The sequence below is a fragment of the Alishewanella sp. HL-SH06 genome (assembly GCF_052656265.1).
The window spans coordinates 197,501-216,953 of the sequence record NZ_CP199752.1; the positions used below are offsets into that span (position 1 = coordinate 197,501).

Consider the following 19,453-nt stretch of genomic DNA (forward strand, 5'->3'; position numbering starts at 1 on the left):
GAGTATTTGGCGGAAGGTTAAAGCCAAATTTCACCACTCTCTATATAGGTATCTTCGGCAATAGCGGTTTCAGTCAGATCTTCCCAAGTAAACGCATCAGCGATTACTTGGGAGAGGAAGTCTTGTGCATCTTGCTTTGCCGGTATAGCGATATAACACTGCACTTTTAAACCACTTACTAAGCAACTAAAGGCTATGGCTTGTTTGGGCGCTGCATAGTGAAAGTCGTTATTAAAAATTAATTGCTGGTTCATAACGCTAATTGTGCCTTTAACTGCGCCAGTACCGGCGCCAAATCCGGTTGCTTGCCACGGAATAAAGCGAACGCGGCGGCCGCTTGCCCCACTAACATTCCTAAACCATCTGCAGTATTTTGCACACCTTGTTGCTGGCACCATATCAGAAAAGCAGTGGGTGAAGCACCGTACAACATGTCATAAGCTAATTGACAATGCGCTAAATGCACGCTGTCAAATTCAGGTCGCTGCCCAGTTAAACCTGATGAAGTTGCATTAATAACGAATTGATAAGGTAACATCGGTATATCGGTTAACGGTGCTGCACTTACCTTGGCATTAAAATTTGCCGCAATTGCTTCAGCTTTGGCTTGGGTACGATTAGCAATAACAATTTGCCCTACGCCTGCTTTTAATAAAGGCCCCACTATACCGCGAGTTGCGCCGCCCGCGCCGATGATCAACACTTTAGCTTCAGCTAGTACCACGCCTAATCGCTGCAAGTCGTGCAGTAGGCCCACACCATCCGTATTATCCCCAACAATTTGGCCAGCATCGTTAAAATATAAGGTGTTTACCGCCCCAGCTTGTAATGCCCCCTCTGAACGCACTTGCGCTAAGGCAAACGCTTGCTCTTTAAACGGCATAGTGACATTTGCGCCCTTGCCACCGGCATTGATGAAGTGCTGCCAGCTGTCGGCAAAACCCTCTACCGGTGCTAGAATAGCCTCATAACTGATAGGTTCAGCCGTTTGCAATGCAAATTGCTGGTGAATAAAAGGGGATTTAGAGTGCCCTATTGGATTACCAAATACTGCGTAACGGTCCACAATGATGCCTTTTAAGAAGTTAATACAGATGATTTTTAATAAAAGTAACACAAATAGCAATACGCATCCCACTCCTACGCAAACACCTTATCAATTAATGGGCGGCGAAACGGCAGTGCGTCACTTGGCCAACCGTTTTTACGACATTATGGAAACGGCACCTGAAGCGAAAGCCCTATATGCCATTCATCCTTTACCTTTAGATGGTATTCGGCAGAAGTTTTTTGAGTTTTTGTCTGGTTGGTTAGGCGGCCCAGCTTTATTCGAACAAAAATATGGGCACCCTCGGCTTCGTGCCAGGCATTTACCCTTTGAAGTCAATGAGCAAATGCGTGAAGAATGGATGTTTTGTATGAATCAGGCATTAAATGAAGTGGTCAGCGATAAAATGTTACGCGAAGGGATCCGCCAGTCGATTGGTCAACTGGCGTCACATATGATCAACTGTTAGTTAGCGGCTAACAAACCCAACCAATCTTGCGGCTTTAAATAACGCTCATATAACAACGCTTCTGGGCTAGCCGCTTCAGGTTGATAAGCATACTGCCAACGAACTAAAGGCGGCATCGACATTAAGATTGACTCGGTACGCCCGCCACTTTGCAAACCAAATAAAGTGCCGCGATCATAAACCAAATTAAACTCTACATAGCGGCCACGCCGATAGAGTTGAAATTGGCGCTCACGCTCGGTATATGCCAAGGCTTTACGTTTTGCCACAATGGGCAGATATGCCGGAATAAAGGCTTCTCCTACCGCACGCATTAACGCAAAGCTTTGCTCAAAACCTAAAACATTTAAATCATCAAAAAATAAGCCACCTACACCGCGGGTTTCGCCACGATGTTTTAAATAGAAGTAATCATCACACCACTTCTTATAAGCAGGGTAATAATCTGCACCAAAAGGATCGACAGCATCCTTAGCTGTTTGATGCCAATGAACAACATCTTCTTCAAATGGATAGTAAGGCGTTAAATCAAACCCGCCGCCAAACCACCATACCGGTTCCTCGCCGTCTTTTTCTGCAATAAAAAATCGGACATTGGCATGTGTAGTTGGCACATAAGGATTATTAGGATGCAACACCAAAGATACACCGCAAGCGTTAAAGTTGCGTCCCGCTAACTCAGGGCGATGCGCAGTCGCAGAGGCTGGCATCTGTGCACCAAACACATGTGAATAATTTACACCTGCTTGCTCAAAGACTTGACCACCCGTTAATACCCGACTGCGACCACCACCGCCTTCTGGTCGCTGCCAAGCATCTTCAACAAACTGCGCGCCACCATCGGCATCAGCGAGTTGCTGGCACAGTTGATCTTGTAACGCCATTAAAAAGGCTTGTACTTGAGCAAGTTGCTCAGAATGATGAGGCATATTAACTCCTGATGATTTCGCCGGTCATGGCATCACGTATTTGGCTAGGTTGCGTCGCCCCCCCTAAAGGCCCATCAACCACCGCCGCTACTTGTAAGCCAATATTGGCTAATAATTGCTGATAATCATTGATGGCCGCTTCACCTGCAAGATTAGCGCTGGTGGAAACAATAGGTTTACCATAAGCCTGACATAACTGTTGTACTATAGGATGTGCACTGACACGCACCGCAATACTATTAAAATTGCCTGTTATCCAACGCGGCGCCTTAGCACTGGCGGGAAGAACCCAGCTCACATGACCTGGCCAAGATGAAAATATTTGAAAACGCCGCTCTATCGGAATAGCGTTGTCGTGGATGTAAGGCAGTAACTGGGAGTAATTTGCGGCAATCAGGATCAAGCCCTTTGCAACGGGACGCTGCTTAATCGCGAGCAGTTTTAACACCGCCTCTTCATTATCCGGATCACATCCAAGGCCATAAACCGCTTCGGTAGGATATGCAATCACCTCGCCTGCCATTAATTGTTCTACTGCAGTATCAATTGTTGCCATTTTTCACCTAATTAATGCCGCAGACAGACGACCTAGCCACTAAACATTTTATTCGTAACACGATGGGCGGTATAATAACCGTTTCAAACTTCGACTTCATCAAGTTCACAAGGAAACCACTATGCAGGTTGGTATTATCATGGGTTCAACGTCAGATTGGCCTACCATGAAACATGCGGCAGATATGCTTGACCGTTTTGGCATTGCCTATGAGACCAAGGTGGTTTCGGCTCATCGCACCCCACAATTACTGGCTGATTATGCCACTGGCGCGGCTGCACGGGGTTTGAAAGTGATCATTGCCGGTGCTGGTGGTGCTGCGCACTTACCGGGTATGGCCGCCGCTTTTACGAGTTTGCCGGTTTTGGGTGTTCCTGTGCAGTCAAAAGCTTTAAAGGGTATCGACTCTTTATTATCTATTGTACAAATGCCAAAAGGTGTTGCTGTAGGCACACTGGCGATTGGTGATGCGGGTGCCGCCAATGCAGGCTTGTTAGCCGCGCAAATTTTAGCCACCAGCGATGCAAGTTTATTGGCCCAAATTGATACTTTCCGCGCGGCTCAAACCGAGTCGGTATTAAGCCAACCGGATCCATCACAGGTCGCACTATGAAAGTATTAGTGTTAGGTGCCGGCCAATTGGCACGGATGATGGCGCTTGCTGGAGCACCGTTAAGCATCACCATCAGTGCTTATGATGTCAATACAGACACGCTAGTGCACCCGTTAACCCAGCAACAATTAGGCAGCGGCTTAGCGCAAGCACTTGAAGCTGCTGATGTGGTGACTGCTGAGTTTGAACATATTCCCTTGGCTATCTTAGAGCAATGCCAAGCTAGTGGTAAATTTTTACCGGGCGCCAGCGCTATTCGTGCAGGGGGGGATCGTCGGGTAGAGAAAGCCTTACTGGCCAGCGCGGGTGTTGCCAATGCCGCATATCAGGTGATCAACAACCAGGCCGATTTTGAAAAGGCGGTGAGTCGCTTAGGCTTACCGCTTATCTTTAAAAGCGCCCTGGCGGGCTATGATGGCAAAGGCCAGTGGCGTTTAAAAGAGGCCGCGCAAACTGCCACCGTATGGCAGCAAATGGCCGATTTTTTAGCGGCAGATAGCAGCCAAGCTATCGTTGCGGAGCAATTCATTGGCTTTCAACGTGAAGTATCGCTGGTCGGTGCTCGCAGTAGAACAGGTGAAGTGAAAGTTTATCCACTGACTGAAAACCATCATGTTAACGGTGTACTCAGTGTGTCGTTAGCACGTCCAGTGGATCACGCACTGCAACACCAAGCAGAACAGATGTTTGCTGCCGTTGCCGAACAACTCGATTACGTTGGTGTATTAGCAATTGAGTTCTTTGATGTGGCTGGCCAATTGCTGGTGAACGAAATCGCCCCACGCGTGCACAACTCGGGGCACTGGACACAGCAAGGTGCTGATTGCTGTCAGTTTGCCAATCATTTACGTGCAGTCTGTGGTTTGCCGTTAGGCAGTACCGCCTTGGTGCGGCCAACGCTGATGGTGAATATCTTGGGTGAAGATGAAGTGCCCAACGCCATTCTGAATATTCCTGCGCTGGGTTTGCATTGGTATGGCAAAACTAAACGTGCGGGTCGGAAGATGGGTCATATCAATTTATCGGCCAACAGCACTGCCGAACTTAAAGCCCAATTTGCTAAATTGATTGATCAATTACCGGCAAGTGCTTTTCCTGAACTCGAGCAGATGTTACATCAACTTTAATCCAAGCTAGGATCCGGGGCAGTTTGTTTCTGTTGGCAAGCTTTACTGGCACAGACCTGCCCCGATTTCTTCTGCAATAATAATGGAAAGGCACAGTATTGACAGATCCCAACCACTGGCTGGTCATTAACAATAAACTTGCATTGCGGATATCGATCACAACCCCAAAAGGTTTTACCAAACTTACTTAACCGCTCGGATAAACTCCCCTTCTGGCATTTAGGACAACTGACATTTGGCTGCTCAGTAGTTACCGGTTCTTCATGGACAATAAAATGACACGCAGGATAATTGGTGCAGCCTATAAACATACCATAACGACCATTTTTCACCGCCAAAGTACTTGAACATTCTGGACAATGCTCTTGCTCTAGTACCTTAACTACGCTGGTTTCATGCTGATGTAGTGCTTTAATATAATGGCAGCTTGGGTAACCGGTGCAACCTAAAAAAGCCCCATTTTTACCTGAGCGGATCTGTAAGGGCTGTTGGCACAGCGGGCAGTGTTCGGTTTTTTGCGGCAGAGAAAATAACGGTGAAGGATCGGTCATAACAGCCTAAGTTGAATAATGCTGACGAACCACTCGCCAGCATTAATGTGCATTCTACGCGCTAGTGTAGCGGCCCATCAACTTCGTCAAAAATTAAATCTTCCATTTGGGCATAAGCACTTTCTCGACCAGGTACATTGAACAGCACCATTAAGACAACCCACTTAAGATCATCCAAACTGATACTAGCACTGTCTAAATCCATAACCCGATCAATTACCATTTCGCGAGTTGTGGCATCAAGCACGTTAACTTGCTCAAGAAACATCAAGAAACCTTGGCCAGGGGTATCAATTTTACGATACTCGTCTGCAGTAAAAATCCGCGTCGAGTTGCTCGCTACTTTGGAAAGATAAGGTTTAGTTTGATTCTCTTGCAAGGCAGATAATCGATCTAACCATTTTAAGGCACGAAATATATCATCATCATGAAAACCGGCTTTACTGAGCTCTTTGGTCAGATCGGCATGATTTACATAAATATCAGCTTCGTTATGTATATAATTTTCAAACAGATAAACGAGGATATCAAACATAATCAGGTACTCCTCAATCTAATGTAACCACCGGGAACTGCTGCAACCTTACCGGCTAATTCAAGCTCAAGTAAGGTAATGGATACGTCTGCCACTGACATGTTGGCCCGCTCTGCCAGCACATCGGCTGGTATGGGACTATCTCCTACGTTATCGAACAACTGCTGACTGCACAAGTCTAGCGTGACATTTATTTCTGGGGCAGCAGCTAAACCGTTATCAGCAAAAACCGTTCGCTCTTCTAGTATATCGGCCACACAACTGACAAGTTTAGCGCCTTGTTGGATCAGGTAATGACAGCCTGCTGCTTGCGCATTATGAAAACTGCCCGGTACAGCAAACACTTCACGATTATAATCCGCAGCAAGATTCGCACTAATTAACGAACCACTCTTTAATGCGGCTTCAACAACAACAGTACCCGTACTTAGACCAACAACAATGCGATTTCGTTGCGGGAAAAATTCAGCTCGGGCACGCACATCTGGAAAATATTCAGAAATAAGAGCACCCGCTTGAACAATACGTGTAGCTAAATGACGATTACAACTAGGATAAACTTGTCGCAGCCCGTGCCCTAATACGGCTACTGTTTTCCCACCAGCGTTTAAAGCACCTACATGACTTTCACTATCAATCCCTTTCGCCATTCCTGAAGTAATGACCATACCTTGTTCAGTTAACTCAGCCGCCAGTTGTCGAGCAACCGCTCTGCCGGTAGGAGTAGGCGAACGGCTGCCTACCATGGCAATCTGTGCCGACGCTAATAACTCTACTTGGCCTTTAACAAATAATACGGCGGGTGGATGTGGAGTTTCTTTTAATAACGGAGGATAAAACGGATGGTCAAAAGGAATAATATGCTGATCAGGCGTTTCGGCCTGCCAATTCAGCGCTTGCTCAACCCAAGACGCGCTCTCATAACAAAGCAGTTGGGCCTGTTTTTTAGTCAGGCCCAGCTGTTGTAAGGTGCTGGCCGGCAAAGCCAATAACTCTGCCAAACCAATATGCTCGTTTAGCTGGCGACAGCGCTGGCCGTCTAAACCATGCACACTCGCTAACGCAAGCCATGTATGTAATGCTTCCATAACATCACAGCTCCCGACAGTTTACCTTATAAGTTGCCGATACTATCTCCAACGCGAACCGGAGCAATGGTTTGCGTGACAATTGCAAAACTGACTTTTTCTGAGGTTTTAAAGACCATCATTTCACCGACTTTCTCTTTCGGCATTTCAATGGCTTCACCACCAACATCACGCATCAGTTTTTGCAGCTTGGTTGCATCTTCTAAATACACAGGACCATTACGGCCGTCAACCACGGTTGGTGATTGCCGATAAATACCCAGCATGTGACCGGCTTTTAATTCCTGCTCACCGCGGTTAAGAATAACCACATCCATCTTAGCGACTTCTCGTAAATCAGACGACGCCGAAATGATGCGCCCTTCGATAGGTATACTTGGCTGTGTCATTAAAAAATGGACGGGCAAAGATTGCGAATCGTAGGCCTGGATCACCTTGTCGCCTTGGCGAATTTCTCGAGTAATATTCAGTACCTGCATGGCGGCGGGCTCAAAAGCACTACTTTCTGTTGCTGCACTGCCACCCCGAATAACTCGGGTGGTGGCAACTAAGCGCGTTTCATAACCCAGTGTTTCACCGGTATCCGGATCAACATAAGCACGGCCTTGTCGATATACTGCATAAGCGGCACCTTGCAGTAGCTCATTATTCACATATAACGTCTGTGTTTCAGCCGCACTTTTAGAGGCGCGATTGCTTCCTAAGATGTAAGGTAAAGCATCGATCTCAACTTGCGACAAGGCCTGATCATAGGTTAAGAAAGGACGTATGATACCCAAGGGTAAGGTGGCTATTGCATCCGGATTTTTATGCGTAGTGCGAGTTTGTGGTGTTAAACGCACCGCCCGCTTATTCACGGCCAATACTGGGCGACCTTCACTATCAAAGGTTAACGTTAAAATATCACCAGGATAAATTAAGTGTGGGTTATCAACTTGTGGGTTCATTTGCCATAATTGCGGCCACAACCAAGGCTCATTCAGATATAAACCAGAAATATCCCATAATGTGTCCCCCGCTTTAACCACGTAGGTCATCGGTGCATTGTCGCGCAACTTTAATACATCTGCTAACACACTAGCTGAAAACCAACATATTGAGGCCGCTATTATCAATGTTATTTTTTTCAGCATGCCAGCTTCCTTTAAAACTATACTGTTTTGTAATTATTACATACTAAGCTGTTATTGCAGCGCAATAATGGCTAAAATTAAAACATACCACAGTGATTTAATTAAAGCATATTTTTGTAGGTGTTATGGCTGTTTTAAAAGTATTACATTACCCAGACGATCGTTTGCGCACTATTGCCAAACCGGTCACCACTATTACGCCGGAAATTCGGCAGTTAGTCACCGATATGCTCGACACCATGTATGATGAAAATGGTATCGGCTTAGCGGCGACTCAAGTTAATCAGCATTTACGCATCGTCGTGTTAGATCACTCAGAAGATCGCAGTGAACCCATGGTTTTTATTAACCCTGAGATTATCGCACACGATGGCGAAACCAGCTATGAAGAAGGCTGCTTATCTGTGCCGCAAAACTACGCGTCAGTGAAGCGAGCCAAAAATATTACCTTGAAAGCTCAGGATATTGATGGCAATAGTTTTGAACTGCACGCCGATGGCCTACTCGCCATTTGCTTACAGCATGAACTAGACCATTTAATTGGCAAGCTGTTTATTGATTATCTGTCGCCTTTAAAACGCGAGCGTATCCGCAAAAAGCTAGAAAAAGAAGCCAAACTGGCTGAACGCCACGCGCTGTAAACAGGAAAAACTGTGACCCAACCTCTTCGAATTATTTTTGCCGGTACACCGGATTTCGCCGCCTGCCACTTACAGGCGTTGTTAGCAAGCGAACATCAGATTGTAGCGGTTTACACCCAGCCCGACCGACCGGCTGGGCGTGGTCAAAAACTGCAACCAAGCCCAGTAAAACAATTAGCTGAGCGCCAGCAGATCCCGGTATATCAACCTAAATCACTCAAAAAAGCGGCTGCGCAGCAAGAATTAGCCGCCTTGAACGCCGATTTGATGATTGTCGTTGCCTATGGCTTAATTTTACCTAAGATAGTGTTAGACACCCCGCGCTTGGGTTGTATCAATGTGCACGGTTCGTTGTTACCGCGCTGGCGTGGCGCAGCACCTATTCAACGCGCGCTCTGGGCTGGCGATCAACAAACGGGCGTCACCATTATGCAAATGGACGAAGGGTTAGACACCGGAGCGATGCTCAGTAAAGCCGCGATATCAATCACTTCAACCGACACCAGTGCCACTTTGTATGGCAAATTGGCAGAGTTGGGGCCACAAGCGTTGCTCACTGCACTGACTCAACTACCTCAGTTGCAACAACAAGCCGAAGCCCAACAAGACGCTGCAGCCAGTTATGCACAAAAACTATCGAAAGAAGAGGCTTGTCTTGATTTTAATAAGAACGCCGATGCGCTAGAGCGTGAAGTGCGAGCTTTTAACCCGTGGCCAGTCAGCTATCTTGAGCTACCCCAAGGTGCGGTCAAAGTATGGCAAGCACATGTTGTACCGAGTGACGAACAAATTGTTGGCGTCATTATTAGGGCAGATAAAACCGGTATTTATATCAGCTGCCAGCAAGGGACTTTGGTGATTACGCAACTGCAGCCTCCCGGTAAAAAACCTATGTCAGCGGCTGATTTTTTAAATGGCCGCAGTGACTGGTTATCAGTGGGTCAGCAATTATGAGTGCACAACTTCGCGCACTCGCTGCCGATACCTGTTATCAAGTGATTGACCAAGGTAAATCTTTATCGGATGCCTTACCTCGGGCACAACTTAAATTAGATTTGCCCGCAGACAAAGCTTTGCTTCAAGAAATTTGCTTTGGGGTCATGCGTTACTTACCGCAACTGGAAACCGTTTGCCAACAACTGATGAGCAAACCGTTGGTGAAACAACTGCGGCCGTTGCAGTTCTTGTTGTATGTGGGCATTTATCAGTTAAAGTTTATGCGCATTCCTGATCATGCCGCCATCAGCGAAACGGTTGAAGCCGCTCGAAGTTTAAAAGGCCAAAGCCTAACAAAACTGATTAACGCGGTGTTACGCAGTGTGCAACGTCAACCGGCATTATTTGATTTTAGTCATGCGCCTGATGCCGTGAAATTTAACCACCCTGGCTGGCTAATCAGCGCGTTGCAACAAGCCTACCCTGCAGATTGGACTGATATCCTGTTAGCCAACCAACAAAAAGCGCCGTTATGGCTGCGCATTAATCAGCAACAAATCAGCCCAACGCAATTTTGTGCTGCACTAACGGCTGAAGATATTGCTTATAGCCAACCCTTTAGCTATTTACCGGTTGCGATCAAACTACAACAAGCTTGCGATGTCACCAGCTTACCGGGCTATCAGCAAGGCTGGTTCTCTGTGCAAGATGCCGCAGCGCAACATGCCGCTTTATTGCTGAATGCACAACCCGGCGAGCAAGTACTGGATGCATGCTGCGCGCCCGGTGGCAAAACGTGCCATATTTTGGAACAGACCACTGACCTGCATTTAACCGCACTGGACCGTGATGAAAAGCGATTAGAGCGTGTGCATGCAAACTTAGCACGGCTACAATTAGAGGCTCGCGTCGTTGCTGCCGATGTGCTGGATACTGCACGCTGGTGGCAAGGCAACCTGTTTGATCGCATTTTATTAGATGTGCCCTGCTCGGCCACCGGTGTGATCCGGCGCCATCCTGATATTCGCTGGTTACGTAAAAAAGCCGATATCGCTAATTTAGCCAGCTTACAAACCGACATTTTGCAACAAGCCTGGCAGCTATTAAAACCAGGCGGTACCTTACTTTATGCAACTTGTAGCGTGTTACCGGCCGAAAACCAGCTACAAATCACGCAATTTTTGGCACACCAAGCCGATGCAAGCCTAGTGCCTATCACTCAAGCCGGTACCGAAGCTTGTTGGCAAATCTTACCGGGTGCAGCCGACATGGATGGCTTCTTCTTTGCCTTGTTGCACAAAGCAACGCCGAACTGAGACAGACTATGAAAATCATCATCCTAGGGGCAGGACAAGTTGGCGCAACACTGGCAGAGAACCTGGTCGGTGAACAGAATGATATTACGATTGTTGATACCAATCTGGATAAACTGCGCTCATTGCAAGATCGTTTTGACCTGCAGGTGGTGTTTGGTCATGGCTCACATCCTGATATTTTGCGCAAAGCCGGCGCCGAAGATGCCGACATGGTTGTTGCCGTGACCAACTCGGATGAAGTTAACATTGTGGCCTGTCAGGTGGCCTACAGTATGTTTAATACGCCGCTGAAAATTGCCCGTATTCGCACCAATCAGTATTTAAAGTACCGCGATGAACTCTTTCATAAAGACGATATGCCCGTTGACCACTTTATTGCACCGGAAGCGTTGGTGACCAATTATATTCGCCGGCTAATTGATTACCCCGGCGCACTACAGGTTGTTGAATTTGCTGAAGGTAAAGTCAGTTTAGTTGCGGTGAAAGCCTATTACGGTGGCTTATTAGTGGGCCATGCATTATCGGCACTGAAAGAACACATGCCACATATCGAAACCCGTGTGGCCGCCATTTATCGACGTGGTAATGCAATAAAACCGCTGGGCACAACCATTATCGAAGCCGACGACGAAGTGTTCTTTGTCGCTGCCACTAAACACATCCGCGCGGTAATGAGCGAACTGCAAAAGTTAGAACGTAGCTATCGACGGATCATGATTGCCGGTGGTGGTAACGTCGGATTTGGTTTAGCCCGCGCATTAGAAAAAACTCATAGTGTAAAATTAATTGAGCGCAGTAAAGAACGGGCTGAATTCTTATCTAGTGGCTTAGATAACACTGTTGTCTATGTCGGCGATGCTTCAGATCCTGAATTGTTAGAAGAAGAAAACATTGAGCAAATCGATGTTTTTATTGCAGTAACAAACGATGACGAAGCCAACATTATGTCGGCCATGCTGGCAAAGCGTATGGGGGCACAAAAGACCATGGTGCTGATTAAACGCAGTGCCTATGTTGATTTATTGCAAGGTGGTGAAGTGGATATTGCAGTGTCGCCGCAACAAGCCACTATCTCAGCATTATTGACGCATATTCGCCGCGGTGACATTGTAAATGTGTATTCACTGCGCCGTGGCGCGGCTGAAGCCATTGAAGCCATCGCGCATGGTGACAGCAGCACCAGCAAGGTGGTCGGTAAAACCATTGGCGAAATTAAGCTGCCGCCAGGCACCACTATCGGCGCCATCGTCAGAGGCGATGAAGTCATGATTGCCCATGATAATACGCGCATCAATACTGATGATCACGTTATCTTATTTATGGTCGATAAAAAACACATTGTGGAAGTCGAAAAGTTGTTCCAAGTGAGTGCGATTTTTATCTAACACGCTAAGCTTAGTCTTTCCAAAAGGCAGGGGTAAATAGCACCAGCAAAGTGAAAATCTCCAAGCGACCGAACACCATAGCTACAATCAAAATCCATTTACTGGCATCGGGGATATTACCGAAGTGAGCGGCCACTTCGCCCAGACCGGGCCCCAAGTTATTTAAACAAGCCGCCGTTGCCGAAAACGCCGTAATATTATCTAAACCAGTAAAAATCAACGCCAGCATAATGACCACAAACACTAACGCATAAGCCGCAAAGAAGCCCCATACCGCTTGCACAATGCGATCTTCTACAGCACGACGACCTAACTTAATGGCATATACCGCGCGTGGATGCACCAAGCGATTGAGCTCACGCGCACCCTGCTTAAACAACAACAGCACACGCACAACTTTCATGCCGCCACCGGTCGAGCCGGCACAACCGCCAATAAAACTCGAAAATATTAGCAAAATAGGCAAAAACAATGGCCAAGCTGAAAAGCTATCCGTAGCAAAACCGGCGGTAGTGGAGATAGACACGGCTTGAAATACGGCATGATTTAGCGCAGTGAGCTGATCGGGATAGACACTGGTGTGCAGCAACACTAAGAAACAGATGAGAATCAACGCCACTTGAATACCCAAAAAGGTATTAAATTCTGGATCGCCAAAATAAGTTCTTAAATTTTTGCCGCGCACGACAGCAAAATGCAAGGTGAAATTTACCGCGCTAATAAACAAAAAGAACACACAAATCAGATTGATCAACGGACTGTTAAAATGGCCCATACTGGCGTCATAAGTAGAAAAACCACCAATGGCGACTGTTGAAAACGCATGACAGATGGCGTCGAACGCCGACATACCGGCTAGATAAAAAGCTAACGCACAAGTAATGGTTAAAGCTAAATAGATATACCAGAGGTGCTTTGCGGTATCAGCAATACGCGGTGTCATTTTGTTATCTTTAACCGGCCCGGGTGTTTCAGCACGAAACAACTGCATCCCACCCACACCGAGCAGTGGCAAAATGGCCACCGCTAAAACGATAATCCCCATACCGCCTAGCCATTGTAATTGCTGACGATAATAGAGAATGGCCTTGGGTAACAACTCAATGCCGGTTAGCACCGTGGCGCCGGTCGTAGTTAAGCCAGAAAAAGCTTCAAACATCGCGGAAGCGAGATTCAAATTCGGATATTCAGCCAGAACTAACGGGATGCCGCCCACCGCACCGAGCACAATCCAAAACAGCACTACAATTAAAAAACCGTCACGCACTTTAAGTTCGCGACGGTATTTACGATTGGGATACCAGGTGATAAAACCGATGGCAACACACATTAAAAAGGACAAAATAAAGGGTAAACCCGCACCATCTTTATACCAGAACGCCACCATCGCCGGCGGCACCATGGTGATACTGAAGATAGCAATCAGCATCCCCAAGATACGGATAATCGAACGATATTGCATAATGTCCTTTTCAGCGACCGCTTATGGCAGTTGCAACTCGCGAGTCATATTCTCATTGCGCTCACGGTGCACAATAATGTTATCTTCGATACGAATACCACCAAACTGGCGGAAAGCATCAATTTTTTGCCAGTTAAACAGCTTATTCTCGGTTTTGTCTTGCCAGTCGGCTAACAGACTATCGATAAAATATAAGCCTGGCTCAATAGTAAATACCATTGACGGTTCAATCAGCCGTGTACAGCGTAAGAACGGATGTTGTTCTGGTGAAGCCACATGAGTGCCACGCTCATCGGCCATAAAACCACCGACATCATGCACTTGCAAACCTAGGTGATGGCCCACGCCGTGCGGGAAAAAAGTGCTACTAATACCGGTATCAACAATAGTATCGACACTGCTGCGGACAAAATCAAAATCAATCAGCACTTGTGCTAACAAGCGATGAGTTAAAAACTGTAAATCCGTGTATTTGTTACCCGGTTTAATCGCATCCACTACCTGTAAATGCACGTTTTGCACCGCTTGGATCAGTGCAGAGAATTCATCTTTCGGATCGAAGCTGTAGGTACGAGTAATGTCTGCCGCATAACCATGAAACTCGGCACCCGCATCAATTAAAAAGGAATGATGCTGCGCAGGTTTTTTACGCTCTAAAGCAGTGTAGTGCAAAATAGCTGCATGTTCATTTAAACCAATAATATTGCCATAAGGCACTTCATTTTCAGTTTGGCCAACAGCCGCTAAGTAAGCGAGCTGAATATCAAACTCACTGCCACCGGCATAAAAGGCCGCGGCTGCCGCACGATGCCCGGTCACAGCCATACGGTTGGCATTGCGCATACAGGCATGCTCATAAGCAGTTTTATACGCCCGGTAAAAATGCAGGTAGTTCATCACGGGCTCAGGGTTGATGTGGGTAAAGCCTAAGGCTATAGCGACTTCAAGATACTCACCTAAATACGCCACACGTGCTTTATCATAAGGCAACAGCTTTTCAACCGTATTAGCTTTTTCAAGCAACTGAATATCAAAGTGCTCAGCCCAAAAATCACTTGGTGCGTCAGGCACTTTGTGCCAAAAATCTTTTGGCCGATAAAAAATCAGTTTGGGTTTATTTACACCATCAACTATTAACCAGCAATGCGGATTATCGACTACCGGTAACCACGCTTTAAAATGTGGATTGGCTTTAAACGGATAATCCATATCATCCAAGAACTTGCGCTTTGCTTGACCTGAATGAATAACGAGCGCGTCGAGATTCTCACGAGCCAACACATTACGGGTACGCAACTGCAGTTCTGCTAGATGCTCTGGATAAAGTTGCTGATATGTTGAGTTCATAAACACCTTACTGGTTGCTGTTAAGGGCTTTGGATAATAACATCATTCACTCTTCGCCCCAATCTGCATCGCAACCAGCGGTTGAAACACATCAATGGGTTCATTTAAGCGAATATTGTAAATCTGATAATACGCCATCACTGCTTTTACATATTCTCGCGTTTCGCGATAAGGGATCGTTTCTACCCATACATCAACGGGCAAAGCGTGGTCTGTCGGGATCCATTGCCGAACACGACTGTAACCTGCATTGTAAGCTGCGGTGGCCATAATTAAATTACCGTCGTTACGCTTCATCAAATAATTAAGGTAATCGGTACCATAATCGATATTGGTGGTGGGGTTATAAAGTTGCGCTATTGGCACGCGTTTTTTTGCAATATCATTGGCGGTAGCTGGCATAATTTGCATTAAACCTCGCGCACCCACCGGAGAATTAGCATCAGCCATAAAAGAGCTTTCGCGCCGAGCTATTGCCATAGCCCAACCAGAATCTACTTTTGCGCCTTTCGCCGAGCGTTGAATTTCATCTTTATAAGCCAGCGGAAAACGTAATTCTACATCGTCCCAATAACCGGCATCCGCCAGCGTAAAAATGGCGCGCTCATGCCACTCCATTTGACCGGCTAGCTTAGCTGCGGCTAACTTTTGCGATTCAGTCACTGAGCGTTGTAAGAAATTCCATTCCCGTCGCGCTTCGGTCATTCGGCCAAGCGCCAGCCATTCAATGGCGCGTTGCACCGCAGGGTGTTGCTGCACTAATAACAACTCTTCAGCAGATACCATCACCGGATTGTGCGCTAAACTCGGTGGCAGCCCCAACTTAGCTGCCGACATAAAGCCATAAAAGTGTCTACGCAAAGCCAGCTCACGAAAAATGGGATCGGCCTTTGCTTGCTGACCCTGCTCTTCAAAAGCTCGAGCTAACCAATAGCGCCAATTGATATCTGCCGCGAGATCTGTAGGAAACTGCTCAATGACTTTTTGCACTTTCGGCCAGTTTAGCTCTCGTAACGCATGGCCTACTTGCCATTGTGCCAAGCTGCTATCCAATAACTCGGGGGGTAACTGCGCCATCCACTCATCGGCGCGACTATCCCCTTTACTGGCTAAGGCAATAGCAAATTGACGCTGCACATCAACGCGCTGAGCAGCGGTAAAATAAGGATCATTAACAAAACGCTGCCACATTTTTAAGGCCTGATCGGGTGAGCGCCAGATTAGACGCTTTAAACCGTAAGCCAAAATGTCGCGTTCAACCACATGTTTGCCAGCAAAGAAGCGACCTTTCGTCATGACACTAGGGTCCTTTCTTACTTGTAGCCACATGTCCGCTAAATATTGCTGATTAGTCGGTAGCAAGGTTTTTAAATAACGAATTAAACTCGCATCACCGCCTTCTGCAGACAATTGAATACGCCGCAACACTGTATCGGCTTGCAGCGGATTAACCTGGCGCCATTGTTTAAACAGGTCATCGCAGTCTTTAGGTTGTGATTTCCCTACGGTCCATAACGCTTGTACCTCCTGCCAGACTTGCTGCTTATCAACCGGACTAACCAGCAAACGCTGCTCCAACGCCGTACAATTTAGCTCAGCGTCTGAACTACCCGGAAAGTTCATTAAAAACCGTTCAGATTGCTTTGCTTTAGCTAAACTTTGTAAAAAGGGCCGGCGCAACGGCCAATCCAGCGGAGAGCCTTTATGTTGCTGTAAAAAGCTTTCAATATCAGTGTGAGCATTCAAACGCCGCTGTAAGTAGCGTTGTTGCAGATAGGGTTGTAACGGATAATCTTTTAATTCTTCTAACCACGCTTCAACTTGCCTAAGAGGTGCAGAGCCAATTTGGCGCTCGGCTTGCACAAATAACTCACGTTGCTGTTCAATCTGTTCAGCATTACTGACAGCCATTGTAGAAAAAAAGTACAACTTAATATAAAGATCAGGCGTTTCACTGTACAACTCCAGATGAAAACTTAGTCAGTCAATACTGTCTATAGTTAAGTATGTTTGTGCTTAGCACGATTTAAAACACCCGTTTAAATAACTATTGATATTTTTCTAAAAGCACGAGACACTGGATCAGATAACCTCATCGTACCAGTTGCGAATAATGATATATAGCTAACGCGACCAAGGAGCATTTTTATGATTTACCAGAGTAACAGCATTCAGGTTGAGTATGTGCAACCTGGTATTGCCCAGTTTACCTTTAACGCACAAGGTTCGGTCAACAAATTTGATCAACAGACGCTGACTGATTGTAAGGCAGCCCTAAGTAAGCTGCACGCGGATCCCGCTTTAAAAGGTGTTCTTTTTGTTAGTGGCAAAGATAACTTTGTGGTCGGTGCTGACATTACTGAGTTTTTACCTATTTTTGAACGGCCTGAAGCCGATTTAGTTCCGTGGATTAAACAAGCTTCTGATGTGTTTGATGCTTGTGAAGACCTGCCTGTTCCTACCGTAGTGGCCATTAAAGGCTTCGCCTTAGGTGGCGGCTGTGAATGGACGCTCGCTTGTGACTACCGTGTAGCTGACACGACCACGCGCATCGGCTTACCTGAAGTTAAACTCGGTTTAATGCCTGGCTTTGGGGGCACGGTTCGTTTACCACGGATTATTGGCGCTGACAATGCCATGGAGTGGATCACCACCGGTAAAGATCGCAGTGCAGAGCAAGCCCAAAAAGAAGGTTTAATTGATGCCGTTGTTGCCCCTGAAAAATTAGCGGCAGCCGGTTTAAGCATGCTGCAAGACGCTATCGCGGGTCAGCTAAACTGGCAGAAAAAACGCGCCGTAAAATTACAGCCTCTAAAACTGAATAAAATTGAAGCCACCATGAGCTTTAATACAGCCAAGGGTATGGTGTTCGCTACTGCGGGTAAACATTATCCGGCACCGATGATGGCGGTACAAACGATAGAAGCCGCTAGCACGTTAGATCGGGCTGGTGCCGTTGCTTTAGAAAACGCCGGGTTTGCCAAATTAGCCAAGACCGACGCGGCGACGGCGCAAATAGGGCTATTTTTAAATGACCAAGTCATTAAAAGTAAAGCGAAAAAAGCCGCGAAGACCGCGACTAAAGCCGTGAATAAAGCCGCTGTATTAGGCGCGGGTATTATGGGCGGGGGTATTGCTTATCAGTCTGCACTGAAAGGTGTACCGGTGGTCATGAAAGACATTGCCGACAACGCACTCGCTTTAGGCATGTCAGAAGCAACCAAGTTGCTCTCAAAACAAGTCGATCGTAAAAAATTAGATGCCGTCGGCATGGCTAAAGTGATTTCGGCTATTACTCCCACGTTAAGCAATGATTTAGTGGCCGGCGTGGATATCGTTGTCGAAGCGGTTGTCGAGAATCCAAAAATTAAAGGCGCGGTGTTAAAAGAAACTGAAGCCTTATTAAGCGACGATGCCATTTTAACCTCGAACACCTCTACTATTTCTATTAATCAATTAGCGGCAAATCTAAGTCGGCCACAAAACTTCTGCGGTATGCATTTCTTTAACCCCGTACACAGAATGCCGTTAGTTGAAGTCATCCGCGGTAAAGATACCAGTGATGAAACCGTTGCTGCAGTCGTGGCTTATGCTGCCAAAATGGGGAAATCCCCCATTGTTGTAAACGACTGTCCTGGTTTTTTCGTTAACCGTGTACTGTTCCCCTACTTTGCTGGCTTCAGTAAATTAGTGCTGGATGGCGCAGATTTTGCGCAAGTGGATAAAGTGATGGAGAAACAATTCGGTTGGCCAATGGGCCCCGCCTATTTACTGGACGTAGTGGGCTTAGACACCGCTTATCACTGTACCGATGTGATGGCGGATGGCTTCCCAACTCGGATGGCGAAACTGGCAAAGGACCCGGTAGCCGCGATGTATAACGCGAAACGTTACGGCCAGAAAAATGGTGTAGGTTTCTATACTTACAGTAAAGATGCCAAAGGTAAACCGAAGAAAGATATCGATGCAACAAGCTTAGGTTTACTGTCTGAACTTACGACTGAGAAACACGAGTTTAGTGCTGACGAGATTATTGCTCGCGTTATGGTACCGATGATTAACGAAACCATTCGCTGCTTAGAAGAAGGTATCGTTGCCAGTGCCGCTGAAGCCGATATGGGCCTTGTTTACGGCTTAGGTTTCCCTCCGTTCCGCGGTGGTCCACTGCGTTACGCCGACACCTTAGGTTTAGCTAACTTTGTTGCCCTAGCCGATAAATACGCTCATTTAGGTGAAATTTATCAGGTTACAGATCATACGCGCGCCATGGCTGCCAACGGCCAGCGTTTCTTCCCGGTTTAAGCGCAGGAGCACAGC

20 protein-coding genes (1 of these 20 only partly in view) are annotated in these 19,453 nt (G+C 46.7%); 9 read left to right on the forward strand and 11 right to left on the reverse strand.

Annotated elements, in window-relative coordinates; genetic code table 11:
- A protein-coding gene (locus tag ACUJFK_RS00940) for a gamma carbonic anhydrase family protein (RefSeq protein ID WP_445425788.1) crosses the window boundary here: on the forward strand, positions 1-21 show its end. Its footprint begins 513 nt before the window's first position; the window shows 21 of its 534 coding nt (coding positions 514-534); the start codon falls outside the window, past its left edge; it ends in the stop codon at positions 19-21.
- Here the strand turns inward: ACUJFK_RS00940 and ACUJFK_RS00945 are convergent.
- A complete protein-coding gene (locus ACUJFK_RS00945; RefSeq protein ID WP_229588393.1) occupies positions 18-254 on the reverse strand; it encodes a DUF1488 family protein in 237 nt (78 codons plus the stop codon). The genes ACUJFK_RS00940 and ACUJFK_RS00945 overlap by 4 nt on opposite strands.
- The gene (gene aroE / locus ACUJFK_RS00950) at positions 251-1,066 is read right to left on the reverse strand and encodes a shikimate dehydrogenase (protein ID WP_445425789.1); all 816 of its coding nucleotides are present in this window, start codon (positions 1,064-1,066) and stop codon (positions 251-253) included. The genes ACUJFK_RS00945 and aroE overlap by 4 nt, the downstream gene beginning before the upstream one ends.
- 28 nt (positions 1,067-1,094) lie before the next feature.
- Between aroE and ACUJFK_RS00955 the strand changes: the two genes are divergently transcribed.
- The gene (locus ACUJFK_RS00955) at positions 1,095-1,517 is read left to right on the forward strand and encodes a group II truncated hemoglobin (protein WP_445425790.1); all 423 of its coding nucleotides are present in this window, start codon (positions 1,095-1,097) and stop codon (positions 1,515-1,517) included.
- Here the strand turns inward: ACUJFK_RS00955 and hemF are convergent.
- Positions 1,514-2,446, reverse strand: a complete 933-nt coding sequence (hemF, locus tag ACUJFK_RS00960) for an oxygen-dependent coproporphyrinogen oxidase (RefSeq protein ID WP_226750706.1) — start codon at positions 2,444-2,446, stop codon at positions 1,514-1,516. The two genes, ACUJFK_RS00955 and hemF, sit on opposite strands and share 4 nt — an antisense overlap.
- Position 2,447: 1 nt before the next feature.
- A complete protein-coding gene (locus tag ACUJFK_RS00965; RefSeq protein WP_445425791.1) occupies positions 2,448-3,002 on the reverse strand; it encodes a Sua5/YciO/YrdC/YwlC family protein in 555 nt (184 codons plus the stop codon).
- Between the two features lie 121 nt (positions 3,003-3,123).
- Here ACUJFK_RS00965 and purE point away from each other — a divergent pair, with 121 nt between their 5' ends.
- Together purE and ACUJFK_RS00975 are read left to right on the forward strand one after the other, a co-directional pair.
- The gene (gene purE / locus ACUJFK_RS00970) at positions 3,124-3,615 is read left to right on the forward strand and encodes a 5-(carboxyamino)imidazole ribonucleotide mutase (protein ID WP_226750704.1); all 492 of its coding nucleotides are present in this window, start codon (positions 3,124-3,126) and stop codon (positions 3,613-3,615) included.
- Complete coding sequence (locus ACUJFK_RS00975; protein ID WP_445425792.1) at positions 3,612-4,742, forward strand: 5-(carboxyamino)imidazole ribonucleotide synthase; 1,131 nt, start codon at positions 3,612-3,614, stop codon at positions 4,740-4,742. Before purE ends, ACUJFK_RS00975 begins: the two co-directional genes overlap by 4 nt.
- Here the strand turns inward: ACUJFK_RS00975 and ACUJFK_RS00980 are convergent.
- The 4 genes from ACUJFK_RS00980 to ACUJFK_RS00995 all read right to left on the reverse strand — a co-directional run bounded on the left by ACUJFK_RS00980 (position 4,739) and on the right by ACUJFK_RS00995 (position 8,049).
- Entirely contained in the window at positions 4,739-5,293 is a 555-nt protein-coding gene (locus ACUJFK_RS00980) for a topoisomerase DNA-binding C4 zinc finger domain-containing protein (protein WP_445425793.1), read from the reverse strand. The genes ACUJFK_RS00975 and ACUJFK_RS00980 overlap by 4 nt on opposite strands.
- 61 nt (positions 5,294-5,354) lie before the next feature.
- Positions 5,355-5,828, reverse strand: coding sequence for a DUF494 family protein (locus ACUJFK_RS00985; RefSeq protein WP_229588406.1), 474 nt, complete (start codon positions 5,826-5,828; stop codon positions 5,355-5,357).
- Between the two features lie 2 nt (positions 5,829-5,830).
- Entirely contained in the window at positions 5,831-6,916 is a 1,086-nt protein-coding gene (gene dprA / locus ACUJFK_RS00990) for a DNA-processing protein DprA (RefSeq protein WP_445425794.1), read from the reverse strand.
- Positions 6,917-6,942: 26 nt separating this feature from the next.
- Positions 6,943-8,049, reverse strand: coding sequence for a LysM peptidoglycan-binding domain-containing protein (locus ACUJFK_RS00995; protein WP_306177496.1), 1,107 nt, complete (start codon positions 8,047-8,049; stop codon positions 6,943-6,945).
- A 125-nt stretch (positions 8,050-8,174) separates the two neighbouring features.
- Here ACUJFK_RS00995 and def point away from each other — a divergent pair, with 125 nt between their 5' ends.
- The 4 genes from def to trkA are packed head-to-tail and all read left to right on the forward strand — an operon-like array spanning position 8,175 to position 12,327.
- Complete coding sequence (def, locus tag ACUJFK_RS01000) at positions 8,175-8,690, forward strand: peptide deformylase (RefSeq protein ID WP_226750698.1); 516 nt, start codon at positions 8,175-8,177, stop codon at positions 8,688-8,690.
- A gap of 12 nt (positions 8,691-8,702) precedes the next feature.
- Positions 8,703-9,644, forward strand: a complete 942-nt coding sequence (gene fmt, locus ACUJFK_RS01005) for a methionyl-tRNA formyltransferase (protein ID WP_226750697.1) — start codon at positions 8,703-8,705, stop codon at positions 9,642-9,644.
- On the forward strand, positions 9,641-10,942 hold the full coding sequence (gene rsmB, locus ACUJFK_RS01010; protein WP_226750696.1) for a 16S rRNA (cytosine(967)-C(5))-methyltransferase RsmB: 1,302 nt from the start codon (positions 9,641-9,643) through the stop codon (positions 10,940-10,942). The genes fmt and rsmB overlap by 4 nt, the downstream gene beginning before the upstream one ends.
- A gap of 8 nt (positions 10,943-10,950) precedes the next feature.
- On the forward strand, positions 10,951-12,327 hold the full coding sequence (gene trkA / locus ACUJFK_RS01015; protein ID WP_226750695.1) for a Trk system potassium transporter TrkA: 1,377 nt from the start codon (positions 10,951-10,953) through the stop codon (positions 12,325-12,327).
- Between the two features lie 10 nt (positions 12,328-12,337).
- Here trkA and ACUJFK_RS01020 read toward each other — a convergent pair whose 3' ends face one another.
- Genes ACUJFK_RS01020 through ACUJFK_RS01030 form a run of 3 tightly spaced genes read right to left on the reverse strand, consistent with a single transcriptional unit; the run spans position 12,338 to position 17,047 of the window.
- Complete coding sequence (locus ACUJFK_RS01020) at positions 12,338-13,789, reverse strand: TrkH family potassium uptake protein (protein WP_226750694.1); 1,452 nt, start codon at positions 13,787-13,789, stop codon at positions 12,338-12,340.
- Positions 13,790-13,810: 21 nt separating this feature from the next.
- Entirely contained in the window at positions 13,811-15,136 is a 1,326-nt protein-coding gene (pepQ, locus tag ACUJFK_RS01025; protein WP_445425795.1) for a Xaa-Pro dipeptidase, read from the reverse strand.
- Between the two features lie 42 nt (positions 15,137-15,178).
- Positions 15,179-17,047, reverse strand: coding sequence for a transglycosylase SLT domain-containing protein (locus ACUJFK_RS01030; RefSeq protein ID WP_445425796.1), 1,869 nt, complete (start codon positions 17,045-17,047; stop codon positions 15,179-15,181).
- A 237-nt stretch (positions 17,048-17,284) separates the two neighbouring features.
- Between ACUJFK_RS01030 and fadB the strand changes: the two genes are divergently transcribed.
- A complete protein-coding gene (gene fadB / locus ACUJFK_RS01035) occupies positions 17,285-19,438 on the forward strand; it encodes a fatty acid oxidation complex subunit alpha FadB (protein WP_445425797.1) in 2,154 nt (717 codons plus the stop codon).
- Positions 19,439-19,453 lie beyond the last annotated feature (15 nt).

Bases quoted from the DNA above. Each gene is read 5' to 3' on its own strand.
- def (WP_226750698.1), top strand. From the start codon at position 8,175: ATGGCTGTTTTAAAAGTATTACATTACCCAGACGATCGTTTGCGCACT.
- ACUJFK_RS00980 (WP_445425793.1), bottom strand. From the start codon at position 5,293: ATGACCGATCCTTCACCGTTATTTTCTCTGCCGCAAAAAACCGAACAC.
- trkA (WP_226750695.1), top strand. From the start codon at position 10,951: ATGAAAATCATCATCCTAGGGGCAGGACAAGTTGGCGCAACACTGGCA.
- purE (WP_226750704.1), top strand. From the start codon at position 3,124: ATGCAGGTTGGTATTATCATGGGTTCAACGTCAGATTGGCCTACCATG.
- ACUJFK_RS00945 (WP_229588393.1), bottom strand. From the start codon at position 254: ATGAACCAGCAATTAATTTTTAATAACGACTTTCACTATGCAGCGCCC.
- ACUJFK_RS00965 (WP_445425791.1), bottom strand. From the start codon at position 3,002: ATGGCAACAATTGATACTGCAGTAGAACAATTAATGGCAGGCGAGGTG.
- pepQ (WP_445425795.1), bottom strand. From the start codon at position 15,136: ATGAACTCAACATATCAGCAACTTTATCCAGAGCATCTAGCAGAACTG.
- ACUJFK_RS00975 (WP_445425792.1), top strand. From the start codon at position 3,612: ATGAAAGTATTAGTGTTAGGTGCCGGCCAATTGGCACGGATGATGGCG.
- ACUJFK_RS01020 (WP_226750694.1), bottom strand. From the start codon at position 13,789: ATGCAATATCGTTCGATTATCCGTATCTTGGGGATGCTGATTGCTATC.
- ACUJFK_RS00955 (WP_445425790.1), top strand. From the start codon at position 1,095: ATGATTTTTAATAAAAGTAACACAAATAGCAATACGCATCCCACTCCT.
- rsmB (WP_226750696.1), top strand. From the start codon at position 9,641: ATGAGTGCACAACTTCGCGCACTCGCTGCCGATACCTGTTATCAAGTG.
- hemF (WP_226750706.1), bottom strand. From the start codon at position 2,446: ATGCCTCATCATTCTGAGCAACTTGCTCAAGTACAAGCCTTTTTAATG.
- ACUJFK_RS00985 (WP_229588406.1), bottom strand. From the start codon at position 5,828: ATGTTTGATATCCTCGTTTATCTGTTTGAAAATTATATACATAACGAA.
- ACUJFK_RS01030 (WP_445425796.1), bottom strand. From the start codon at position 17,047: ATGGCTGTCAGTAATGCTGAACAGATTGAACAGCAACGTGAGTTATTT.
- dprA (WP_445425794.1), bottom strand. From the start codon at position 6,916: ATGGAAGCATTACATACATGGCTTGCGTTAGCGAGTGTGCATGGTTTA.
- fadB (WP_445425797.1), top strand. From the start codon at position 17,285: ATGATTTACCAGAGTAACAGCATTCAGGTTGAGTATGTGCAACCTGGT.
- ACUJFK_RS00995 (WP_306177496.1), bottom strand. From the start codon at position 8,049: ATGCTGAAAAAAATAACATTGATAATAGCGGCCTCAATATGTTGGTTT.